Origin of the sequence: Photorhabdus hainanensis, assembly GCF_018448965.1 — a bacterium.
GTDB classification, from domain to species: Bacteria; Pseudomonadota; Gammaproteobacteria; order Enterobacterales; family Enterobacteriaceae; genus Photorhabdus; species Photorhabdus akhurstii.
This window is the reverse complement of sequence record NZ_RCWD01000008.1, coordinates 79631-102291: the sequence shown is the minus strand read 5'-3', so window position 1 is coordinate 102291 and position 22661 is coordinate 79631. Positions and strand designations below refer to the sequence as shown.

Annotated in this window: 14 protein-coding genes and 3 tRNA genes; 7 read left to right on the top strand and 10 right to left on the bottom strand. The window is 46.8% G+C overall.

All coding sequences use genetic code 11. The features are described 5' to 3' along the window. Positions 1-55: 55 nt before the first annotated feature. On the bottom strand, positions 56-976 hold the full coding sequence (locus tag EAE92_RS07070; RefSeq protein WP_214067566.1) for a transcriptional regulator GcvA: 921 nt from the start codon (positions 974-976) through the stop codon (positions 56-58). A 554-nt stretch (positions 977-1530) separates the two neighbouring features. On the opposite strand from EAE92_RS07070, the gene csdA reads away from it, so the two are divergent. Further along, entirely contained in the window at positions 1531-2769 is a 1239-nt protein-coding gene (csdA, locus tag EAE92_RS07065) for a cysteine desulfurase CsdA (RefSeq protein WP_214067596.1), read from the top strand. Positions 2770-2789: 20 nt separating this feature from the next. Beyond that, positions 2790-3251 (top strand): cysteine desulfurase sulfur acceptor subunit CsdE, encoded by a 462-nt coding sequence (gene csdE, locus EAE92_RS07060; RefSeq protein ID WP_214067565.1) that lies wholly within the window; start codon positions 2790-2792, stop codon positions 3249-3251. Here the strand turns inward: csdE and tcdA are convergent. Together tcdA and mltA are read right to left on the bottom strand one after the other, a co-directional pair. Continuing rightward, entirely contained in the window at positions 3248-4060 is an 813-nt protein-coding gene (tcdA, locus tag EAE92_RS07055; protein WP_214067564.1) for a tRNA cyclic N6-threonylcarbamoyladenosine(37) synthase TcdA, read from the bottom strand. The genes csdE and tcdA overlap by 4 nt on opposite strands. 48 nt (positions 4061-4108) lie before the next feature. Continuing rightward, the gene (gene mltA, locus EAE92_RS07050; RefSeq protein ID WP_214067563.1) at positions 4109-5206 is read right to left on the bottom strand and encodes a murein transglycosylase A; all 1098 of its coding nucleotides are present in this window, start codon (positions 5204-5206) and stop codon (positions 4109-4111) included. Between the two features lie 223 nt (positions 5207-5429). Here mltA and EAE92_RS07045 point away from each other — a divergent pair. From EAE92_RS07045 to EAE92_RS24460, 4 genes are all read left to right on the top strand, one after another. Then, a tRNA-Met gene (locus tag EAE92_RS07045) sits at positions 5430-5506 on the top strand. 28 nt (positions 5507-5534) lie between these two features. Further along, positions 5535-5611 (top strand) — tRNA-Met (locus tag EAE92_RS07040). Positions 5612-5640: 29 nt separating this feature from the next. Beyond that, positions 5641-5717: transfer RNA gene (locus EAE92_RS07035), tRNA-Met, on the top strand. A gap of 168 nt (positions 5718-5885) precedes the next feature. After that, positions 5886-6017 (top strand): hypothetical protein, encoded by a 132-nt coding sequence (locus EAE92_RS24460; RefSeq protein ID WP_425516783.1) that lies wholly within the window; start codon positions 5886-5888, stop codon positions 6015-6017. A 20-nt stretch (positions 6018-6037) separates the two neighbouring features. Here the strand turns inward: EAE92_RS24460 and amiC are convergent, their stop codons facing one another. Beyond that, on the bottom strand, positions 6038-7282 hold the full coding sequence (amiC, locus tag EAE92_RS07030) for an N-acetylmuramoyl-L-alanine amidase AmiC (protein ID WP_214067562.1): 1245 nt from the start codon (positions 7280-7282) through the stop codon (positions 6038-6040). A gap of 246 nt (positions 7283-7528) precedes the next feature. Here amiC and argA point away from each other — a divergent pair, with 246 nt between their 5' ends. Next, positions 7529-8863 (top strand): amino-acid N-acetyltransferase, encoded by a 1335-nt coding sequence (argA, locus tag EAE92_RS07025; protein WP_065392067.1) that lies wholly within the window; start codon positions 7529-7531, stop codon positions 8861-8863. 532 nt (positions 8864-9395) lie between these two features. Here argA and EAE92_RS07020 read toward each other — a convergent pair. The 6 genes from EAE92_RS07020 to EAE92_RS06995 form a co-directional block, all read right to left on the bottom strand. Further along, positions 9396-16208 (bottom strand): S8 family serine peptidase, encoded by a 6813-nt coding sequence (locus EAE92_RS07020; RefSeq protein WP_246545050.1) that lies wholly within the window; start codon positions 16206-16208, stop codon positions 9396-9398. 146 nt (positions 16209-16354) lie between these two features. Continuing rightward, positions 16355-16876, bottom strand: coding sequence for a DUF5625 family protein (locus tag EAE92_RS07015; protein ID WP_214067561.1), 522 nt, complete (start codon positions 16874-16876; stop codon positions 16355-16357). A 58-nt stretch (positions 16877-16934) separates the two neighbouring features. Then, the gene (locus EAE92_RS07010; protein WP_339959358.1) at positions 16935-17582 is read right to left on the bottom strand and encodes a DUF5625 family protein; all 648 of its coding nucleotides are present in this window, start codon (positions 17580-17582) and stop codon (positions 16935-16937) included. 51 nt (positions 17583-17633) lie between these two features. Beyond that, on the bottom strand, positions 17634-18170 hold the full coding sequence (locus tag EAE92_RS07005; protein ID WP_214067560.1) for a DUF5625 family protein: 537 nt from the start codon (positions 18168-18170) through the stop codon (positions 17634-17636). A gap of 120 nt (positions 18171-18290) precedes the next feature. Then, a complete protein-coding gene (locus EAE92_RS07000; protein ID WP_214067559.1) occupies positions 18291-19706 on the bottom strand; it encodes an HlyD family type I secretion periplasmic adaptor subunit in 1416 nt (471 codons plus the stop codon). Between the two features lie 121 nt (positions 19707-19827). Further along, complete coding sequence (locus EAE92_RS06995; RefSeq protein WP_214067558.1) at positions 19828-21963, bottom strand: type I secretion system permease/ATPase; 2136 nt, start codon at positions 21961-21963, stop codon at positions 19828-19830. Between the last annotated feature and the right edge of the window lie 698 nt (positions 21964-22661).

The window sequence follows — 22661 nt, the reverse complement described above, 5'->3', positions numbered from 1 at the left end:
CCCTTTCTCATATTCTCTTTGAGAGCTATTACAGCCCGAATGCCTTATTCCGTTCTTACTCATTAGTAATAAAGCCCAATTTCTCCTGCTCACTGGCTGCCTGCGCCAAAACCCATTGTCTGAATGCGGCAATTTTCCCCAATTCAGCCTGATTGTCATGACAGACAAGGTAAAATGCATTCTTACTCACTAACACATCATTAAATGGGCAAACTAAGCGCCCCGCATCAATTTCAGTCCGAGCCATGACATTATTCGCCAGTGCAATACCCTGTCCGTGAACAGCGGCTTGGATCACCATTGCACTGTGGCTAAATATTGGTCCTTGTTGAACATTTATCTGCTGCTGCATATCAAGCTGGCGCACATACGCTTGCCAGTCACGACGAGAAGAGTCATGCAACAACGTATGACGCGCCAAATCTGCGGGGGTTTTCAAAGGATTATCTCCAGTCAGTAACGAAGGAGAACAAACGGGAAGCAAATATTCTGCGTAAAGACGATCAGTACGTAACCCCGGCCAATTTCCACGACCATAAAATATGGCGACATCAACATCATCAGCAAGCTTATCTTCTTCTCTGTCTACCGCCTGTATTCTGACATCAATGCCTGGGTAAGCTAAATTAAAACTAGACAGCCTTGGCACCAGCCACTGGATAGCAAAGCTAGGTGAAAGGCTAACCGTCAAAGCCCCTTTGGCACTTCTGGCTTGAAGTTTACGTGTTGCTTCATTTATCGCCGTGAATATCTCTTTAATGTCCAAATAGTAGCTTTGACCTTCTTCGGTCAACAATAATGAACGATTGCGCCGACGAAATAACTTCAACCCAAGAAAATCCTCCAGACTTTTCATCTGGTGGCTAACTGCGGCCTGCGTCACAAATAATTCTTCTGCCGCCTTAGTAAAACTTAAATGGCGCGCTGCGGCATCAAAAACCCGCAACGCATTAAGTGGTGGTAAACGTTTGGACATGTGAGCCCTTATGTAATGTTGGCGATACCGGTAACTCTTTATATTTAGTTATTAGTTTTTGTAATCCGAATCATTATAAATTGTCCATTGAGGATACTCCAGTAAATCCCTATAGTGGCGCCACTTCCTGAGCCGGAACGAAAAGTGAATCAGCTTAACGCTATGAAACTTTTGGCTTTGTGGTTGTGATGTTGTGTTTGCAAGTTGTCTGGGAAACCAGACCCTGTAGCTTAAGCTACTGTTTTTTTTCACTTCCTGTACATTTACCCTGTCTGTCCATAGTGATTTTTTAATGCACCGCAGTTGCGGTGCTTTTTTTTGGCATAAAGACTCGAACATGGCAATATTATTCAATGTAATAACCTATACCCTATGGATTTCAAGATGCATCGCGGCGGCAAGGGAGCGAATCCCCGGGAGCATAGATAACTATGTGACCGGGGTGAGTGAGTGCAGCCAACAAAGAGGCAACTTGAAAGATGACAGGTATATCCATTTTCAGCCAGAAACAAATGGTTAAGCACCATAACCACCAAAACAAAATTAATATATCTATGAAAAAGTTCGAACCAGAACAGTTCCGCCAGCAATTTCCAGCGCTACAACAACTTCCAGCACAACAATTTCCACCACCACAACAAACGGTATTTCTGGATAGTGCCGCCACCGCACTCAAACCACAAGCCATGATACAGGCAACACAAAATTATTATCAAAACAGTAGCGCTACCGTACATCGTAGCCAACACCAAGCAGCGCTGGAAATCACATCCCGCTATGAACAGGCCCGGCAGCAGGTTGCTGAACTCATCAACGCGCCACAAGCTGAAAATATTATCTGGACAAAAGGAACAACGGAATCCCTCAATCTAGTTGCTCAAAGTTATTTCCGTACTCATCTCCAGCCTGGTGATGAAATTATAGTGAGTGAACAGGAACATCATTCCAACCTGATTCCTTGGTTAATGTTGGCAGAACAAGCCGGCGCCAAGGTTATTAAATGGCCTCTAGGCAATGGTAAAGTGCCTGATATCAACATCCTGCCTGAACTGATAAATAAACATAGTCGACTGATAGCAATCAGCCAAATGTCCAACGTGACTGGCGGAACAGTTGATCTCGCTGCAATAACAGAAATAGCACACCAACACGGTTGTCTGGTCGTTGTCGATGGCGCACAAGGCGTTGTTCACAATCCCATTGATGTCCAACAATTAGATATCGATTTCTACGCATTCTCCGCTCACAAACTCTATAGCGCGAACGGCGTTGGTGTACTTTATGGTAAAAGTGAATTACTTAATGCCATGTCTCCCTGGCAAGGTGGCGGGAAAATGCTCTCCCACACTTCATTCAGCGATTTTATACCAGAAGCGGCGCCTTTCCGGTTTGAAGCAGGCACACCGAATGTTGCTGGTATTATTGGTTTTTCTGCCACGCTGGAATGGTTGAAAGATATTGATATTGCCAAAGCCGAAACCCATGCGGTCACACTTGCCGATTATACCGAAGAACAACTCTCCGCTTTACCCGGATTTATCAGCTATCGTATTGCCGGTTCTAGCCTATTGGCTTTTAATTTTACTGACATTCATCACAGTGATCTGGCAGCTATTCTGGCAGAACAAAACATTGCCTTACGCTCCGGTCAGCACTGTGCCCAACCACTGATCGAAGCTTTAGGCATCAGCGGCTGTTTACGCGCCTCCTTTATGCCTTACAACAACCAGCAAGATGCCGATGCTTTAATTCAAGCAGTAAAATTTGGCCTTTCTCTATTACAGGATAAATGAATTACAGGATGAATGACATTATGACTCAAACCGCTGAAAACCGGATTGCGCCACACCCATTTGGCCGGGAAATCAGCCAACAACAGCTTATTGCAACCTTTAACCAATGTCGCCAGTGGGAAGATCGTTATCGCCAGTTAATCTTACTGGCAAAGAAACTGCCCGCACTGCCTGAGAACTTAAAACAGCAAGATACCGAAATGTCCGGCTGTGAAAACCGGGTTTGGTTAGGGCATCAATTACTGCCAGATGGCCATTTGCATTTTTATGGCGACAGCGAAGGCCGCATTGTAAAAGGTCTGCTAGCAGTGATCCTGACCGCCGTAGAAGGAAAAACACCGGAACAAGTTTTGGCAACCAACCTGTTGGCACTGTTCCATCAACTTGGGCTGGAACAACAGATAAGCGGCTCACGGTTGAACGGCGTCAAGTCGCTGATTAATACCGTGCAAAACGCCGCAAAATCTTATATCAAAGATTAAAGATCACCTTGACGTTGCGCCTTAGCAACCATCTTTTTTAGGGCATGGGAAACCGCAACAAATCCGAATGTCGCCGTGACCATCGTTGCGGCGCCAAAACCAGAAGCACAATCCATACGCTTAGTACCTTCTGCGGTACTTTTCGCGGCACAAACAGAGCCATCACTCTGCGGATAAACCAATTGCTCAGTTGAAAACACGCAATCAATACCCAATTTACCTTTACCATTCTTCACAACACGATAATCAGATTTCAACCTTTCGCGCAGTTTAGCCGCTAAAGGGTCCTGAACCGTTTTCGCCAAATCAACAACCTGAATCTGTGTCGGGTCAAGTTGCCCACCAGCGCCACCGGTTGTCACCAGCGGAATTTTATGGCGACGGCAATAAGCCAACAGCGCCGCTTTTGGCCTGACACTATCGATAGCATCAATCACATAACTGAATCCAGCAGCCATCATCTCTTCAACATTATCGGGTGTGAGAAAATCATCAACACAAGTCACTTTGCACTCTGGATTAATTGCCAGAATCCGTTCTGCGATTACTCCGGTTTTTGGTTGCCCAATATGCTGTTTTAAAGCATGCAATTGACGATTGGTATTGGTGATACAAACATCATCCATATCAATCAAGGTGATCCCGCCGATTCCTGTACGAGCCAAAGCCTCAGCCGCCCAAGAACCCACCCCGCCGATACCCACAACACAAACATGAGAATGGCAAAACAAAGAAAGCGCTTTTTGTCCATATAAACGGGCAGTCCCGGCAAAGCGCTGCATATATGCATCAGAAAGAGAAGTTTGCATTACTGAATATCAACCCTGAAAACCTGTTATAAAATTTTTGAATAGCAATCACTGATTTACCATCAGCATGGCAGGCTGCGCTTTTTTTAACACCCAAACCCGACCGTAGTGGTTATAAAAACCTGCTTTTATGCCTGCCGCATCACCAATACCATGATAGATATCGAAATGATGGCCTTTTATTGCGCCGCCAACATCTAACGCAACCATCAGGCGCATTTGGTACTGACCGGTAAATTTACCCTCTTTATCCAACAAAGGAATTTCTACCAACAGAGTTGTTCCTGGTGGAATAAGCCTTTTATCAGCAGCTACAGAGGCTTTTGCGATTAAAGGAACACCACTCGCCCCCCGTACCGGCGCAAGGTCTTCAGGTTTAAAGAAAACAAATGATGGGTTCTGCTCCAACAATTCACGGACTTCTGCCTCACTGTGAGATTCCGTCCATTTACGAATCGCTAGTATAGAGATATCTTCTTGCGCGATTTCTCCACGCTCAATCAGCAACTTGCCAATACTCCGGTAAATATGCCCATTCTTACCGGCATAACCCAAAAAAATCAGTGGCCCGCCATCACCAAAATCGACATAACCACTCCCCTGTACCTCCATAATATAATTATCAATCAGTGAACGACTATAACCAATAATCAAACTGGGGCTAAGAGCGCCATTGTATATTTCGGTTCGGCTTGGTAAGCGATATTTGCTCTTAAGCGGCATCCGGTACAGAGGATATTTAAATTCCCCCTGTTTAACGCGGCGAGCTTGCAACACTGGCGTATAGTAGCCGGTAAATTGGACATTACCGTAATTATCGACACCTTCCATCTGGTAAGCGCGTAAATTAAACAGATTCAACTTACTGGTTTCACCACCCGCTAACATCCAGTTTTGAACAGCGTCAAAAGTTAAGCTATTACGATTATACAGACGAGGAGCGACCTGATTAATCAGCGCAACCTGTTCTGAAAAATCCTTTGCATTAACTGGCTTACCCTGCGCATTGGGTTGATTAACCAGCCGTAAATCCTGAGCGATACGACCATCTCTATATTGTTGACCCTGTGCTGTTGGGCGAGAATGACATCCAACTAACAGTGAAATCACGGTTCCACACAGCAGATACTTACCCCAGTATTTCATTGTTGTCTTCTCTATACTTGCCAACATGACCCAACGGCAAACCATACCAAACCAATAAAAATAATGAAACCTACCATAAAAAAATAACTTAACAAAACAACGACACAAACGAATAAAAAAACTCCAACATGCAGAGTAACCCATCAAAAAAGTAACGAAACAAACAATTTTTAATAAAAAAACTTGCAACGGCTCTTATCCTGAGTATAGTGCCCGCATCGGACGCGGGGTGGAGCAGCCTGGTAGCTCGTCGGGCTCATAACCCGAAGGTCGTCGGTTCAAATCCGGCCCCCGCAACCAAAGCAATAAAGTAGTTCGATAAAGCGGACGCGGGATGGAGCAGCTTGGTAGCTCGTCGGGCTCATAACCCGAAGGTCGTCGGTTCAAATCCGGCTCCCGCAACCAATTTTCGCTACTCAAAATATCAAAACGGACGCGGGGTGGAGCAGCTTGGTAGCTCGTCGGGCTCATAACCCGAAGGTCGTCGGTTCAAATCCGGCCCCCGCAACCAATTCTCTATGCGTTTCAGCATACAAACTCCCAAAACAATTCCCGGACGATTTATCACCGCCATATCTGCTATTCTGCGGCGATAATAAATGCAAGCAAACTCCGCTATAGCCTGAGCACATAAATATTGATGTGAAGGGAAAAACAGAAATAGATAGGAGGACGGGCAATGAAATGCAGATCACACGACGACGCAATGGCCGAGGTGTTCCGCAAAGACCCAGCTTACGCGATTCAGCTACTAAACAGCATCCTTGAAGATGGCGAACAAGCCGAGTTACTGATTGCCCTTCGCCAATGACCAAGGCTATAGCGGCAAGCTCAAATTGCCAAACTACCGCCATTCTTAAAATAAGCTTTGATACCCGCAAAAATTGACTCTGCTACTTGCTGCTGGAAACGCGCGGTTTTCAGTTTCCGCTCCTCTTCCAAATTGCTAATAAAAGCAGTCTCTACCAGAATCGAGGGGATATCCGGCGCTTTCAGTACCGCGAATCCAGCTTGATCCACCCGGTTTTTATGCAGTTTATTCACCTTGCCCATGTGCTTGAGCACTTCACCACCAAATTTAAGGCTATCATTGATTGTCGCAGTCTGTAACAAATCAAACATCGTATGATCCAGATACTTATCACCGCTTTTACTTACTCCGCCAATTTGATCAGCTTCGTTTTGCGTCTGGGCTAGAAAAAGTGCGGTATTACTGGTTGCGCCTTTAGTAGAAAGAGCAAAAACCGAAGAACCACGGGCAGCCCGGTTAGCAAAAGCGTCTGCATGAATAGAAACAAATAGATCAGCTCGCATTTTACGCGCTTTCGCCACCCGCACTTTTAATGGGATAAACACATCTTCATTACGGGTCATATAAACTTTCATACCCGGTTCACGTTGAATAAGCGTTTTCAATCGACGGGCAATTTTCAGAACAACGTCTTTTTCACGAGTTTTATATTTACCGATAGCGCCGGGATCTTCCCCGCCATGTCCAGGGTCAAGCATGATAATGATCGGCCTGTCTTTACCCGCTTTGCCTGGCTTTGGCCTTTCCACTGGCGGATCCTCGGCCAAATGACCTTTATTGTACTCTTCGAGTAGAGCAAGTAATGGATCATCATCCGTATTAGCCCCCGCGGCGGGATAAATATCCAATACCAGACGATGTTTAAATTCTGCCACTGGCTTCAAAGTAAACATATGTGGGCTGACAGCTTGTTTAACTTCGAACACTAGACGAACGGTTTTAGGATTAAATTGCCCTACCCTGACCAGTTTAAGATAAGGATCGCGGGATTGAATCTGCCCGTCCATTCCGCTCAAGGTATGATTTAGTTGTACACCTTCAAGATCAACGACAATTCTATTTGGGTTCTTTAACACAAACTGGCGATATTTGAGTGGAATATTAGATTCAACAGTCACACGGGTATAACTGGATGCCGGCCAAATACGTACTGCTATAACTTTTGCTGACGCTGCGTAACCCACCTGACTAACACTAAGTAACCACATCGCTGCGGCTCCCTGCAACAAACGACGTCGCGACAGATTATGATCTGAATGACTCATCTACTTATATATTCCATTCATAAAATACAAATATTCAGGGTGATATTCACCAAATGAAACGATCAAATGAAAAACTTTAACCAATCAGCATTATGCTGTCATCAATAAACAGCATTTTATATTTTGCAAATTATTAACGTCTACATGTATATGAAAATGTTTTTATCTGAATTGCCTCTTGCCATTTTCTCTCAAAAGGAATAAAAAAGCATAAATTACGAATAAAAATTCAATCGAGAGTCTGTTATGAAAGAACGCAGCACCGAATTAGTTGAAGGATTTCGTCATTCTGTTCCGTACATCAATGCACACCGTGGTAAAACCTTTGTGATTATGCTTGGTGGAGAAGCTATTGCTCATGAAAATTTCTCTAATATCATCAACGATATAGGATTACTGCATAGTCTGGGCATCCGCCTGATCGTCGTTTATGGCGCCAGACCTCAAATTGAACAAAATCTTGTAGACCATCATTACAAACCGGTTTACCACAAACACACCCGCGTAACCGATAATAAAACATTAGAATTAGTCAAACAATCTGCTGGTTTGCTGCAACTGGATATTACCGCCCGTCTTTCTATGAACCTGAATAATACTCCGTTACAAGGAGCCAATATTAATGTTGTCAGCGGTAACTTCATTATTGCTCAACCTCTTGGTGTTGATGATGGTGTGGATTATTGCCACAGCGGGAAAATTCGTCGTATCGATGAGCATGCCATAAATCGTCAATTAGACAATGGCGCAATCGTGCTAATTGGCCCTGTCGCGGTTTCTGTCACCGGAGAGAGTTTTAATTTGCCATTTGAAGATGTCGCCACCCAATTAGCTATCAAACTACAGGCTGAAAAACTGATTGGTTTCTGTTCTACTCAAGGCGTACAAGACAAAGACGGAAACATTCTATCGGAAGTTTTTCTTAATCAAGCACCAGAGCTGATTAAAGAGCTAGAAGTTAAAGGTGACTACTATTCAGGTACAATCCGTTTTTTACGGAGTGCGGTAAAAGCTTGCCGCCGTGGCGTTCGTCGCAGCCATTTATTAAGTTATCAAGCAGATGGTTCTCTACTTCAAGAACTATTCTCCCGAGATGGTATTGGCACTCAAATAGTGATGGAAAGCGCAGAACAAATACGCCGGGCTAATATCAATGATATTGGTGGTATTCTCGAACTTATTCGCCCACTGGAACAACAAGGCATTCTGGTTCGCCGTTCAAGAGAACAACTTGAGAGAGAAATTGATAAATTCATCATTATCGAACGCGACAATCTGACCATCGCCTGTGCCGCGCTTTACCCTTATCCTGATGAAAGAATTGGCGAAATGGCTTGTTTAGCGGTTCACCCTAAATACCGCAGTTCTTTAAGAGGTGAAGTATTACTGAATCGCATTGCGGAGCACGCCAAACAGTTCGGACTGGAAAAACTATTTGTTCTGACTACCCGCAGCATTCATTGGTTCCAAGAGCGGGGTTTTGAGCCTGCGGAACTCTCAATGCTACCGATTCAGAAACAAGTGTTATACAACTATCAGCGCCGTTCCAAAATCCTTATGTTAAGTTTGGAACCACAGTAATAAACGTATTCATGCCGAAAGGTTTACATTACCCTTAAACTCAGCGGTAATGATATTAAACCTACGGCATCCTACCTCTGCCTTACTCTGTTAATTCAGTGATTAATCGACGGCATGAATAGTTTTTATCTTTAATTTTGTAAATAGTATTTTATATCTACATTGCTTATTGCGAAATATCGGTACTTTGAATGGTATAATTCAAGCCAATGGTAGATTCACATAATCAGCTAACCACCATAATTACTATGATACAAGTGCAACATCGTTAATTTGGAAACAAACACGTTCGTATTCCCTTAAACTTCCACCCAAGTAAACTTGCAACGAACTGATAAAATAATCAATTACCCGAAGTCCATTTGTTTTTTAACAATTACCCCGTAAACCCTGACCCAATTGAAGTGCGCCCCAAAAATTAGACATTTTGCCTGTCGAAAGACAGGCGTCCTCATATGGGGCGCTTACATTTAAACGGCGCGATTCACCTATTTATGAGACAGGCGATAACCATCGCGAGCCTTGTTACCGATCAGTCCCAGTTGGCTGCCAGCACAGGTTGCAGCCGCTGTTGCTCGACATCGCCGAGCATTGTGGTCGCAGGTGTCGGCGGCGCGAATGCTGCCATAGCCTGGACAAGATTTTCGACATTACGGTCCGTCAACCGATGATCGTCACCAGCTATGATGCTACCTGGTCGTTCGGAAGGACTGGCATACCAATTATGCAGTGTGACCTCCTGCTTGCTGCCAATGACCGAAATTTGCAGATCCTGCCCTTCATGCTGGAACCATAGACGCTCAGGGCTGATGTCCTTTCCAAACACCAACTGCCCCCTATTACCGCTAAATTCCAAATCGTTGTCCCCATGCCCGACTTCTACCGTCGATATAGTACCACTGTCCACAATATGGTTATTACCATCCCCTACTTTCACGTTCGACATAAAACCGCTGGTCACGATATGGTTATCACCATTTCCTACTTCTACTGTCGACAACTCACCGCTGGTCACAATATTGTTATTACCATCCCCTACTTCTACCGTCGACATATCACCGCTGGTCACAATATTGTTATTACCATCCCCTACTTTCACCCTCGCTGAAATTCTTGGGATGGTAATGCTATTATTACCATGTCCGACTGTTAGTCTGTCGACCTTGCCGGCAATGACATTGTTACCATTACCTAGAGTGATATCGGCAAAGCTGCCCATCACATTCACCTTATTGTCACCGTTGCCGGCAACCACTTTGCCATTTATAGCATCCACATTGTGGGTAATGGTGTTGTTGCCATGTCCGACTGTTAGTTTGTCGATATTGCCAACAATGACGTTTTTACCATTACCTAGAGTGATACCGACAAAGCTGCCCATCACATTCACCTTATTGTCACCGTTGCCGGCAACTATTTTGCTATCCCTAGCTTCCACATTGTGAGTAATGCTATTATTACCATCACCTAGAGTGATATCGGCAAAACGGCCCATCACATTCACCTTATTGTCACCGTTACCAGCAACTATTTTGCTATCTATAGCTTCCACATTGATAGTCTTGCTCTCGTTCCCCAACGTAACCTTGGAAAAGCGATTTTTGACCGTAATGGAATTAGGGTCAGTGGTCACCGGTGTAGGTTCCACTGCTGGCTCAATTTTCGGAACGTTAAGCGTTGTGCGCGGCTCAACAGGAGGAGTACTAATCGGCTTCCGGTCAATCAGTGACATCCGGTCAACATTCTGGTTTAAACGCGACCTCAGGTCGACAAGGCCAGTGCCAATTCTAATCGGCTCCAGCTTAACAGGGGTAACTTTAATCATATCCCGGTTAATAGGTGACATCCGGTCAACATTCTGGTCAATACGCGACCTCAGGTCGACAAGGCCAGTGTTAATTCTAATCGGCTCCAGCTTAACAGGGGTAACTTTAATCATATCCCGGTTAATATCAGTAGAAGAAACTTTAGTCAGATTCCAGTCTATAAGGGGAATGCTAACCGGCTTCCTTGGGGGAATACTAATCGGCTTCAGGTCGATAGGGGAAAGTGGTAAAGGCTTATCAACGCCAAGGGAGTCGACAATTGGTGTCAATGAACCCGGTACAGTAATCGTTGGTTTATCAAGAGATTGCGTCACCACTGGCTTGACCGTTGGGACCAAATCCGGTGTAGGCTCCGCAAAAAGGAAGTCGGCCGCATCGACCTGAGAAATATCCAGGGTATCGAGATACAGTAACTTCACGTTTGAATCAGTACCGCTGGCCCCATTAAAGATCACTTCAACGCCATGAATTTGTGACAGGCCGTTGATCGTGCCACGATTACTCTTAGCAATGGTGAGTTGGCTGAAATCAGTGACGCCGGTTTGACGCAAATCAATTTTATCAATGCCGTGACGGAACCCACGTAATGCATTCTTGTAGTCCTTAACACCCGGTTGGGCTGCCACCACAAAAACGTCTGACGCCGCACTGTCATGGCTATAGATCGTCCCATTCAAGCTAAATTTCATCTGACCCTGAGCATCGCTAGTGAGCATGACGCCCTTGCCGCCGCCCTTAAGGATCACGGTTCCCAAGCCTTCTTGCGGCTGGAGCGTTGAAGCGTCACTATTCGTGTAAGCCACCGGGGCGATAAAGGTGTCCTGGAACTTGAAGTTCGCCGCACCGATCCCGGCGAGCGTCTGATTTTTCAGGACAATGCTCTGCCCCTTACCCAGATCGACCTTAACATCCGCCCCCTGCTGCGTCAGCAACAGATCGGCAAACGTTTTTCCACGAAATCCGACCAGATCGATGATCTCGCCACGAGCCGCCTCGAAGTTGCTAATGATATCGCTACCCGCCTCACGGCGGTGGACCACAAAGAAGTCCTTGCCCGCGCCACCTGCCAGTGTATTGTTTCCACGCCCGCCATCAAGCAATGCATCGGCATTACCAGCGACCAGCGTATCGTTGCCATCGCCGGTGACGATGTTCTGAATGCCCGATGGATTCTTTATCGTCAACGCTGTACCGCCAATGTTGGCAACACCAGTCAGCAAGTTGACCGAGGTATCCCGCGAAACAGCCGCCGCATTGAGGGTATTACGCCCTCCCGCCACGCCATTGACCGCATCATCCAACACCGCGCGGTTGGCCTGCCCGACCACTGACTGAATATATTCGTCGGTGTAAAAGTAAGTGTCATCCGGAGTGCTCTTGCTGCCGTACAAACGTAGCGACCAGGCATTTAATGTGACCGGCAGGCCGGAATTCGCATCGCTCACCTGTAGGGTCCAGTTGCCAGCCGAGCGTTCACCAAAATCATGGGTCGACATAAAGCTGTATTTGAACGTCCCCGACTGGCTACTACCTAGATCAGTCGCGCTCGCGCCCGGCATACCGTCTGGAACCTTACCCTGACGATTGAGCAATATGCTCTGAGTGCCATCAGGAGAGATCAGTTTGAGCGTCAGATCGCCAAGACGGCCTACCTGAGCGTCAAAATCGATCTCGACATGCTCGACATTCAGACCGGCATTCATGGCGATGGACGATGTTAGCGTTTCCCCCGCCGCCAAGGTTTTCCCCAGAGGGCCGCTGGATGCGCTATAGACGAACTCGTTGGCAGCGGTGCTTTGAGTCATCCAAGATTCAGCCAAGCGAACAGCGGCTCGCGCATCGATTTGACCGAAACCATAATCGTTGCTGGTATGCATGCCGCCGCCATTCCAGCTATGACTGCTATTATCACTCCATGCGGTAGATGGGTCATTGATCTTGCGAGCGGATAGAGCAAGGATCTGCTGCACATCCCGATAGCCTAAGTTCGGGTTGGCCTCAAGCATCAACGCAACAACACCGGAGACTATCGGCGCGGCAAAGCTGGTGCCTTGCATGCTAGTGTAGTCATTGCCAAAAGTTGAGCCACGTTCGGTTTTCAGCATATAGCTGGTAGACACGACATTACTGCCCGGCGCCGAAACCAACAGGCTGGCTCCTGGATTGGAGAAGGGTGAGGAGCCAATCTGCAAAGTCGACAAATCGCCCTGTGCGTTGATCGCACCGACTTCCACCGAAAAGCGGTTGTTATTGGTCAGCGACCCTTGGGCATTGCCGCCTTCCGCACGATGGTTGCCGCCCGCCGCCACGATGACGGTACCCAACCCGCCACGACCATTAGCCGCCGCGTATTGCGCATTCATGCTCAGCGACGCGGCAGTATTTATGGAGCCGCCCTGAAAGCTGCTGAGCACGAAATCGTTGGCAAATCCCCAGCTATTGTTGGCAATGTCAAAACTGACCATATGCCCCAGTCCCGCAAGATCGGCACCGTCATTGGCCAGATAATAGCCACCCAACGTAGCATCATGGGCAACCCCGACGCCACCTGTATTATTCTTCGCCGCGACCATCACACCCGCCACCATTGTCGCGTGGTTGGAGACCACATTCGGCAAGGCGCCATTGGTTTGTTGAGTCTGCAACCAGGCTTTGTCGACATTCGCCGCAAGGTCAGGGTGATTAATATCAAATATTTCAGGCGCGGTAGCAAACTTACCGCCCGGCTCGAACTGACCAATGCGTACGCCCTTGCCGGTATAGTCCTTCCAGACCGGCAGAATGTTGGCATCGCTCAAATACCATTGTTGAGCAGCTAATGGATCGAGCGGAACTTCCGGGGTCAGTAATGTGGCAACGGCACGCATCGGCGCGGTTTCCCCACTACTCAGATCGACTACCGATGCTGACGGATTCCCGGCTGCGTCAGTTACACCATATTTAAAGCTAATGACACCGGTGTAATCTGCATCCGGCGTAAATAAGACATCGCCCTGGGCTGTGAGTTTGACCGTACCGCCTATAGCATCCCCAACATTGGCAATGCGCAGGGCACCCTGACTGTTAAGGTGTTGATCGTTAGCCAACAGACTTTCTGCGGCAATCAGATGTGGCTGAGTACGATCAAAAACCTTGCCGTCCTTGTCATGAGTGAGAACATCCTCGACAGGCATCGCATTGGGTGTTTGTAAATCAACCGCCGAAATATCCGCGAAATTGAGTTTTTGGATATTTTTCAGCGTTACCGTACCGTCACGCCCAGCAACCTTGTCGGCCACTACATACCCACTGTCGGTACGGGTGATTTGATAATCGCCGTGGTTACCGTGCAGGCTGACGATGTTGATCCCGCCGTCCCCATCAATCGTAGCATTGCCATGACCCACTTCGATCACGTCGTCACCAAAGCCGCCAAAAATCTTATCATCACCGCCGCCAGCGTGAATGATGCTGCCGCCTTCGGAAGCATAGATTTTATCGCCCTGAGGACCGGCATAGATAACCGATTTACCACTGCCGCCAATGATGGTGTTGTGCCCGCTGCCGCCGACCAAGACGTCATTACCCATGCCACCGACCAGAACCGAATCACCGGAACCACCCTTGATAAAGACACCGTTGGCTCCGCCGCTTCTGATTACATCACTGCCGCTCCCGCCTTGAGCCATAGTTAAACCGGCTTGAGCCATGTTCAGCTCCACGCCTTTTTTGCCGACAATGATCGCCGTATCGTGCCCGCCATTGCCGTGAATGTTTTTCGTATCGTCAGAAGCGCTGATAACAAAAACGTCATCGCCGGTACCACCGACATAGGTATTGCTCCCTGCGCCCCCGACCAGCCAGCTACCAGTTTTTGCCGCAATCAACGTATCATTGCCGCTGCCACCGTACAGATTGCTGACTCCCAGTTGCTCAGCATTTAGGGTTTCACCTGTTTCACTCTGGCTGGCGTAAGCCGTGGTAGTGATATCGTTGGTGGTGGAAGTCACTTTCGTACCAACCCCCTGAGTGCTCAGGGTGTTGCTAACGGTATCACCAAGAAAATCAACGGCCAGCATTTCCTGAGTTTTACCCTTGATAGTAAACGATCCACTGGCAACAACTTTATTCCCATCACGGACTTCCGTTTTGTTCGAAGCCCGGACGTTTATCTGGGTAATACCCAATTCCGCCAGTGTCTTGAGTTCGCCTACACCGACTTTCGCATCGCGGGTACTGTCGACCCAAACCCGCAGCTTGCTCCAGATCGGGTCAGTCTGATCAATCACTCCGTCTTTATTGGCATCTTCACTGGCTAAAGCACCGAAGCCATCCTTGAATTTTTTTTCGCCAGCAGCGCCGTTTATCCCAGCCTTGCCACCGTAGTATTCGGAAAACATCTGGCTGGCATTTTTTATCTGACCGCTACCATCATCGATCACCAGTATTCCGGTATTGCGATCTGCCCAGCCGCTGCGCTTAAGCGTGCCACTGTTGTCCATGTCGAACAGCACACCGTCACGAATGTCAGTCATGTGCACACCATTGCCGCTCAGATCCAATAACAGCGGGTCAACATAAGTGTTAAACGTTGTCATCGCCGACAAGCCGTTCAACGTCACAGCGTTGCGCAGGCTGGTATCCTGTTTATTGCTGTTCAAGGTCAGGTCGAGGTAGAACTGCGATAAATAGGCGTTGGGCCGGACATTAGGGTCGAGCTGCATTTCACCGGGACGAATGCCGCCTGTGGCAAGGCTAGCCATCTGTGTTGAAGCGAAATCGGTTTTATTGAGAATGCCCGCGAGGGTGAATATTTTATGGGTCGCTGAATTTTGGATATAACCGTTGGTGACATCCTGCTGAGCCTTACTTTCTCCCTGAATCTGCCGCTGGGGTTGTGGCGAGGGCTTGATATCAATGTTAATCAAATTTGTCGATGGTGAATGGGAATTATCCTCTGGCACTGGGGCAATCCATTCTGGTCTAAGCCATGGAGATAGAGGGACAACCCTTTTTTCATAATGCTCACCATTACGAATCAGGTTATTACGAATAATTTGAGCTCCATTAGATTTTAACATGTCGGTCAAAGGAACAACATTATGATTAGGCACCGGTTCTCCTTCAGAACCTTTATCATTGTATCCAATGGACTTTAAAGAGAAAAACACGAAATCTACACAACTGTTATTGAGCAGCCTATAGCGTGTACGATCAAATCCAACTGACTGTGGATCTTTTGAAAATTCGTCTAACTTGTTGTACTGATCTTCAGTCAACGCGATGGTGACTTCATAAGAGGTTTGTTGGTAGGCCGCATTATCATGATGGGTTACTTGCCCTTCGCCATACATTTGATCATACTTTGACTCGAAACCGTAACTTTTTTCATTTCCGTTCCCGTCACTTAAAACATACCACATATGACCGCCAAATGAAGAATGTACGTCTCCAGCTTTGTGTTTTCCTTTATCTGCCTGATAAATATATTTCGCTCCCATCGGAGCAACTTTATATGTTACGGTATAGTTCTTTGCCATCTTTGATATTTCCTTTGTTTATACTTGTCGTACTTCAATATGCATTTATTATCTCTCTATGACGCAGGGAGATAATAGACTGCTTCCATCTTGCGAATGGAAAATTAAAGTGTATAGGGTATATACTGATACCATTTTAAACCTTCCTAAATCTTCGGATTAAAATACGTGAGCTGTACAAAACTCTGAATGCCATTAAAAGCAGGCACATCTTCCAGTGTTGTAATTACCGCAGAGTAACGTCCGGGGGGTAACTCCAGTATTTCAATATCGCGCACCGCGGTATTTATACTTCTCTCTTTGTAATAGACGGTACGCCCCCAACCGTACCCCACAGCATTTATTTTCTCGTCAAAAAAAACCTTGCCGTCTTTAACCAAACGAAGCGAAACGGGGACTGCAACCCCGTCCTTATCAATACTCCCGAACAACTTATCCCGCCTTTGCATTTCACCAAAACTACGCCCAGTAGCAAACAGCAGGGCAAACTGATAATCGCCCTTCTTGCTGATTTCAAAATCAATCTTAACTGACTGATCAGAATGCGATACGTCAATCGGTCTGTATATATTAATGGGCTCAGAACATGCCACTAATAAAATGCAACTCAGAAAAATAATAATGTTGCGCCAGTTTTTAAATCTTTCGTGTACCTGTAATATTTTCATCACGTCACTCCACACCTTGGTATTTTCATTGTTTATATCGATACCATTTTAAATCTTCTTAAATCTTCGGATTAAAATACGCAAGCTCTACAAAACTCTGAATACCATTAAAAGCTGGCACATCCTCCAAGGTGGTAATGACAGCAGAATAACGCCCAGGGGGTAACGAAAGTGTTTTAATTTCTCGCACAGCCGTATTTATCCTTCTCTCTTCATAATAGAAGGCTTGCACACCATCAAGCCTCACTACGTTTATTTCCTTGTCAAAAAAAATATTACCATCTTTAACTAGACGGAACGAAATGGGGATTGCAACCCCATCATGATCAATATTCCCGAACAACTTAAATCTCCTTTTCATTTCATCATAATCATCCGTGGTAGCAAACAGCAGGGCAAACTGATAATCCCCAGCCTTGCGCTTATTAAGTTCAAAGTTAATCTCGACAAATTGCCCTAAATGCGACACATCAATTGGTTTGCGTATAGCATCAATGTGCTTAGAGCATGCCGATAATAAGGCGAAACTTAAAAAAACAATCATTTTTCGCCAGTGTTTGAACCTTTGATGTACCTGTAATACTCTCATCACATCACTCCAAACTTTGATATTTTCTTTGTTTGTACTTTCAATAAGCATTATTAAATTGGCGTCTAATGACATGCCTACTAAAGGCACATAATTACTGAATTTAGACTTGATCAAAATCGCCACCGGATTAATATTATCTACTTCTCAACTCTGGGAATAGAGCTGCTATAACAGATTGTAGATCTGACCATTGAATACACTATCCGTAATATGTACAAAGCTCTCAATGCCATTAAAAGCTGGCACATCTTCCAGGGTGGTAATCACCATCGAGTAATGTCCGGGAGTGAACTGAAATATGTCAATAGTACGTACCGCCGTATCTATCTTTTTCTCTTTATAATGGACGGTATGCATCAGCGTTGCACCCACTGTGTTTATTTCCTCGTCAAAAAGAACTTTGCCGTCTTTAACCAGACGAAAAGTAATAGGTATGGCAACTCCATCAACATGAGCACGGAATAACTCAGATCGTCTTTCTTTTTCCTCCTGACTATCCCCAATCGCAAATAACAGGGAAACCCGATACTCTCTAACCTCGCTGATTTCAAAATCAATCTTGACAGATTGCCCCGAATGCGACACATCAATCGGTTTATATATATCCATCGGCTTAGAGCATGCCATTAACAAGGTGCAGCTCATGAAAATAATCATATTGCGCCAGTTTTTTAACCTTTCGTGTATACGTAATACTTTCATTTCATCACTCCAAATAAAGTAAGGCTGCTAAAAACATTAACGGTCATTTATCTCAAACCCGGAAAACGGTGAGTATGGCGAACTGGGTTCACAGAGCTGCCCTCACGAACCTCCGTTCTCTCACCGTTCTCTCAAACTTTCATCCAGATGCTGCTGCAATGGGCTCAAGAAGTAATCGATCACTCGACGTTGATCGGTTTTTATTTCTGCCGTGATCGACATGCCCGGAGCCAGTGGGACTCGCTGACCATTGACCAGCACGTGATCAGACTTCAAGCGAATCCGGCTGCTATAGATGAGTCCACGCTTTTCGTCCTCGATGGCGTCGTTCGATACGTTGAGCACTTCGCCGTCAACGGTGCCGTACTTGGTGAAAGTAAAAGTTTCCACCTTGACGGTGACCGGTTGACCAACATGGACGAAACCTACATCCTTGTTTTCCAACATGGCCTCCACTTCTACCGGTTGGTCCGCGGGGACGATGACCATCAGCGGTTGAGCTGGTGTCACCACGCCACCAACGGTATGGATAGCGAGTTGTTGAACTGTGCCGGCCACCGGGGCTTTAAGACTGGTCAGGGTTTCCTGATAACGGGCCTTCGCCAGCTCCTGAACCAAGGTCGCTGCTTTTTTGTTGGCTTCCTGTTGCAAGTCGAGCATAGCGCGACGATTTTGCGCGACAACAGTTTCACGCCGACGCCGCGCCTCGTCCTGAGCGGCGGTGTACTGCAAGACACTGGCCTGTTGTACGCTTAACTGGCGTTGCAAATCCAGTCGCGTCTGCTCTTTTTCCAGATATTCATGCCGCGACACATACTGTTTCGTCAATAACCGTTGGTAATCCTTGGCCAACTGCGTAGCAATCGGCAGCGTTTTTCGCAGGCTAGCCACCTGAGATTGGGCTGACTGGATTTCGGCGCTGCGTTGGAGAATTTCTGCATCCACCAACTCCAGGTTGCTGCGGTATTCCTGATATTGTCCTTGAAGCCAGCGTTGGGCACTGAGCACCTGCTCAGGGCTGGCATTGGCAATCGTTCCTACCAGCGAAGCCGGCGACTTTTGTTGATTGATCGCGTCGAGCATGGCGGCACTCCGCGCACTGTCGATACGAGCAGCCAACAGCTCGCTCTGAATCCGGCTGACGTCGGCGCTCGCCGCCGTCGGGTCGAGCTCGACTAACAATTCACCAACTTTCACCGTCTGACCGTCATTAACGTGGATCGCTCTGACCACCGCCGTTTCACTGGGTTGAATCAACTTGGTCTTGCCATTGGGAACAACCTTTCCCGGAGCGATAGCCACTACCTCGATTTTACCGATGTAGGCCCAGAGCAACGCCAATACAGCGAAACCCATAATGCCCCAGGTGAAAATCCTCGGCGCTGGGTGAACAGGTGTTTCCTGCAACTCCAAAGCCGTCGGTAAAAACTGTAATTCATGAGCAAGTCGCGGCGACACGTCCATGTTTTTACGTTGGCGCCAAGACTCACGCCATGCGTGACGATAACGCTGCAATAAGGAAAGGGTGGCGCTCATTCGACGTTATTTTCCTTGAATCGGAGTATGTTTATCTTGGTCACATCTACCTCTGATTGTGTTATTAACCATTGATTACGTTATTAGCGTTTTCATCGTACGTTCTGGAAATGGAAGCCTTTCAGCCTTGCTGCATTCGATACAATCGTGAATAGTGGCCGTCCTGACGCGCCAGTAACTCGGCGTGGGCTCCCTGTTCAACGATCTGCCCGCGATCCATCACAAGGATACGATGCGCGTCGCGTACAGCGGACAACCGATGAGCGATAATGATGACCGTACGCCCCTTGCAAATGCTTTGCATGTTCTGCTGCACCACCCGTTCAGACTCGTAGTCCAGCGCACTGGTCGCCTCGTCAAAAATCAAAATGCGAGGATTGCCGATCAAAGCTCGGGCAATGGCTACCCGTTGCCGCTGACCGCCCGAAAGTGACGCGCCGTGCTCACCCACAATGGTGTCGTAACCTTCGGGCAGTTCAAGGATGAATTCATGGGCGCCAGCCATGCGGGCGGCGTGCATAACCACTTCGAGCGGCGCCCCCGGATCGCTCAAGGCAATGTTTTCACGAATGCTGCGGTTGAATAGCATATTGTCCTGCAACACCACGCCAATCTGCCGGCGCAGCGAGGACACATCAGCCAATGCCAGGTCCATGCCATCGACCATGACCCGTCCGCGCTCTGGAACATAGAGCCGCTGCAACAAACGGGTCAGAGTACTTTTGCCGGAACCGGAGCGGCCCACCACGCCAATGATTTCTCCCGCGCCAATGACCAAATTGACGCCGTGCAACACCTCAGAACCATCAGCCCGGTAACGAAAATGCACCTGTTCGAACTCTACCCGCCCCTTGAGCGGCGGTACTGTGCTACGTGTAGCCTGAGACAATTCAGTACGGGAATTGAGGATGTCACCCAGACGTTGCACCGAGACCCCGGTCTGCTGGAAGCTGGTCCACAGTTGCGCCAGGCGCATGATCGGGCCGCTGACACGGCCAGCCAGCATATTGAATGCGATCAGTTCCCCCACCGACAGCTGCCCCTCTATCACGAGACGGGCGCCGAGCCAGAGTGTGGCGACCGTCACTAACTTGCCAATAAGCGAGACGCTTTCATTAGCGAGAGTAGATAAGGTCTGTGTTTTAAAACCTGCGGCAACATAAGCCGCCAGTTGATTGTCCCACTTGCGAATGGCCTGCGGTTCAACCGCCATTGACTTTAGGGTATCGATGCCATTGACCGTTTCGACAAGGAATGCCTGATTCTCAGCGTTGCGTGTGAAGCTATCCTGTAATCGCTTACGCAAGAGAGGGGTAACCAACCCCGAAACAAGTGCATAGAGCGGCAATGATAACACCACAACGAGAGTCAGCCAGCCGCTGTAATAGAACATCACAAGGATGAACACCAGAGAAAAAAGCACATCGAGCATCAAGGTAATGGCGTTGCCGGTAAGGAAGCTGCGGATGTTTTCCAGTTCGCGTACACGAGCCACAGAATCACCGACTCTCCTGGCCTGGAAGTAAGCCAGCGGCAGATTAATCAAGTGCCGAAAAAGATTCGATCCCAACTGCACATCAATACGGCTGGTCGTATGAGCAAACACATAGCTACGCAAACCGCTCAGAGCCGACTCGAACAGCATGATGCCCAGCAATCCTGCCGCGACAACATCCAGTGTGGTTAGGCCGTGGTGCACCAGTACTTTGTCCATAACCACCTGAAAGAACAACGGCGTCACCAAGGCAAACAACTGCAAGGCAAAAGACCCTAGCAAAACTTCCCCCAACAACTTGCGATATTTGACGATAGCCGGGATAAACCAGGTGAAGTCAAAGCGTGAAGTCTCTCCGGGCAAACCGTTACTGGAACGCACAAGCACCAGTTGCCCTGTCCAACGCTGCTCAAGCTGCTCGAAGCTGATAACTTCGGGACGCGCCGAACGTGGGTCCTGAATCAGGGCCTGTTCTTTGTCCAGCTTAGCCAAAATAAAAAACTTTCCATCCCGGTCAATGGCAATAGCGGGCAAGGGAGTATGTTCAAGTCTGACAAGTGTTGTGTTTACAACCTTGGCTTTCAGCCCTGAATGACGAGCGGCCAGCAGCAGCTCCTTCAAGGTAAGACCTTGGTCGGAAGTGGAAAATTCGTGTGAAAGTTGTTCAGTCGATATCGCTATATTGTGAAACCTGGCCAACATAGCCAGGCAAATCAAGCCGGTATCCAGCTCCGGAGAAGAGTGGGGTGACTCAGTACTCATTTCATTATCCTGCATCAGACAACTTTATCCTTTAAATCAAACATCTGGATATTCATCTCACCCCTAGTAAGCTATCCAGACATATCCGCAATCCGTTTAGTAAACAAATCACAATTCATATAATTAGGCGTTTATATCATCAAATAATAATAAATTTCATTTAATATATTCACAAACTGTGACATTAACCACACAATAATATTAAAATTTATTAAATTTATAATTTTTTTGTTTACATTGATAACAAAATACAAACATCAACAATTTGATTCAGTCATTGCAACTATTTTTGAATCTTTTGAATCGGTGAAATTAAGATATCGATCAGTATATAGACATCACGATGAAACTATTCGGTATTGCTGACTGAACGATTACGACTCACAATCAATCAACATGAAGGACTAAGAAAAGATATTTCAATTGAAAAATAACAAAAATTTGGCATAGGTAGGTTTAAGATACATTTATCTTGCATAGGTCAATGTAATCTCTAGTTCACTGCACGAGAATTTTTTAATCACCTAACCGATAACTTTTTACAAAAACAAAAAGGCGTATTTACCGAAGTCAGCACGGCAAATCAGAAATCTCATTAAAGGCATTAATGATCTGATTGTCGGGCTTAAAAGCCCATCCAACAACCGAACAAATCACGATCAAAAAAATGTCAGAGAAGATATGGCAACATCATTAAT

Excerpts from the sequence above, each read along its gene's own strand:
- EAE92_RS07020 (WP_246545050.1), bottom strand. The coding sequence starts at position 16,208 with ATGGCAAAGAACTATACCGTAACATATAAAGTTGCTCCGATGGGAGCG.
- EAE92_RS07070 (WP_214067566.1), bottom strand. The coding sequence starts at position 976 with ATGTCCAAACGTTTACCACCACTTAATGCGTTGCGGGTTTTTGATGCC.
- EAE92_RS24460 (WP_425516783.1), top strand. The coding sequence starts at position 5,886 with ATGAAATGCAGATCACACGACGACGCAATGGCCGAGGTGTTCCGCAAA.
- EAE92_RS07000 (WP_214067559.1), bottom strand. The coding sequence starts at position 19,706 with ATGAGCGCCACCCTTTCCTTATTGCAGCGTTATCGTCACGCATGGCGT.
- amiC (WP_214067562.1), bottom strand. The coding sequence starts at position 7,282 with ATGAGTCATTCAGATCATAATCTGTCGCGACGTCGTTTGTTGCAGGGA.
- EAE92_RS07005 (WP_214067560.1), bottom strand. The coding sequence starts at position 18,170 with ATGAAAGTATTACGTATACACGAAAGGTTAAAAAACTGGCGCAATATG.
- tcdA (WP_214067564.1), bottom strand. The coding sequence starts at position 4,060 with ATGCAAACTTCTCTTTCTGATGCATATATGCAGCGCTTTGCCGGGACT.
- EAE92_RS06995 (WP_214067558.1), bottom strand. The coding sequence starts at position 21,963 with ATGAGTACTGAGTCACCCCACTCTTCTCCGGAGCTGGATACCGGCTTG.
- mltA (WP_214067563.1), bottom strand. The coding sequence starts at position 5,206 with ATGAAATACTGGGGTAAGTATCTGCTGTGTGGAACCGTGATTTCACTG.
- argA (WP_065392067.1), top strand. The coding sequence starts at position 7,529 with ATGAAAGAACGCAGCACCGAATTAGTTGAAGGATTTCGTCATTCTGTT.
- csdE (WP_214067565.1), top strand. The coding sequence starts at position 2,790 with ATGACTCAAACCGCTGAAAACCGGATTGCGCCACACCCATTTGGCCGG.
- csdA (WP_214067596.1), top strand. The coding sequence starts at position 1,531 with ATGAAAAAGTTCGAACCAGAACAGTTCCGCCAGCAATTTCCAGCGCTA.
- EAE92_RS07015 (WP_214067561.1), bottom strand. The coding sequence starts at position 16,876 with ATGAAAATATTACAGGTACACGAAAGATTTAAAAACTGGCGCAACATT.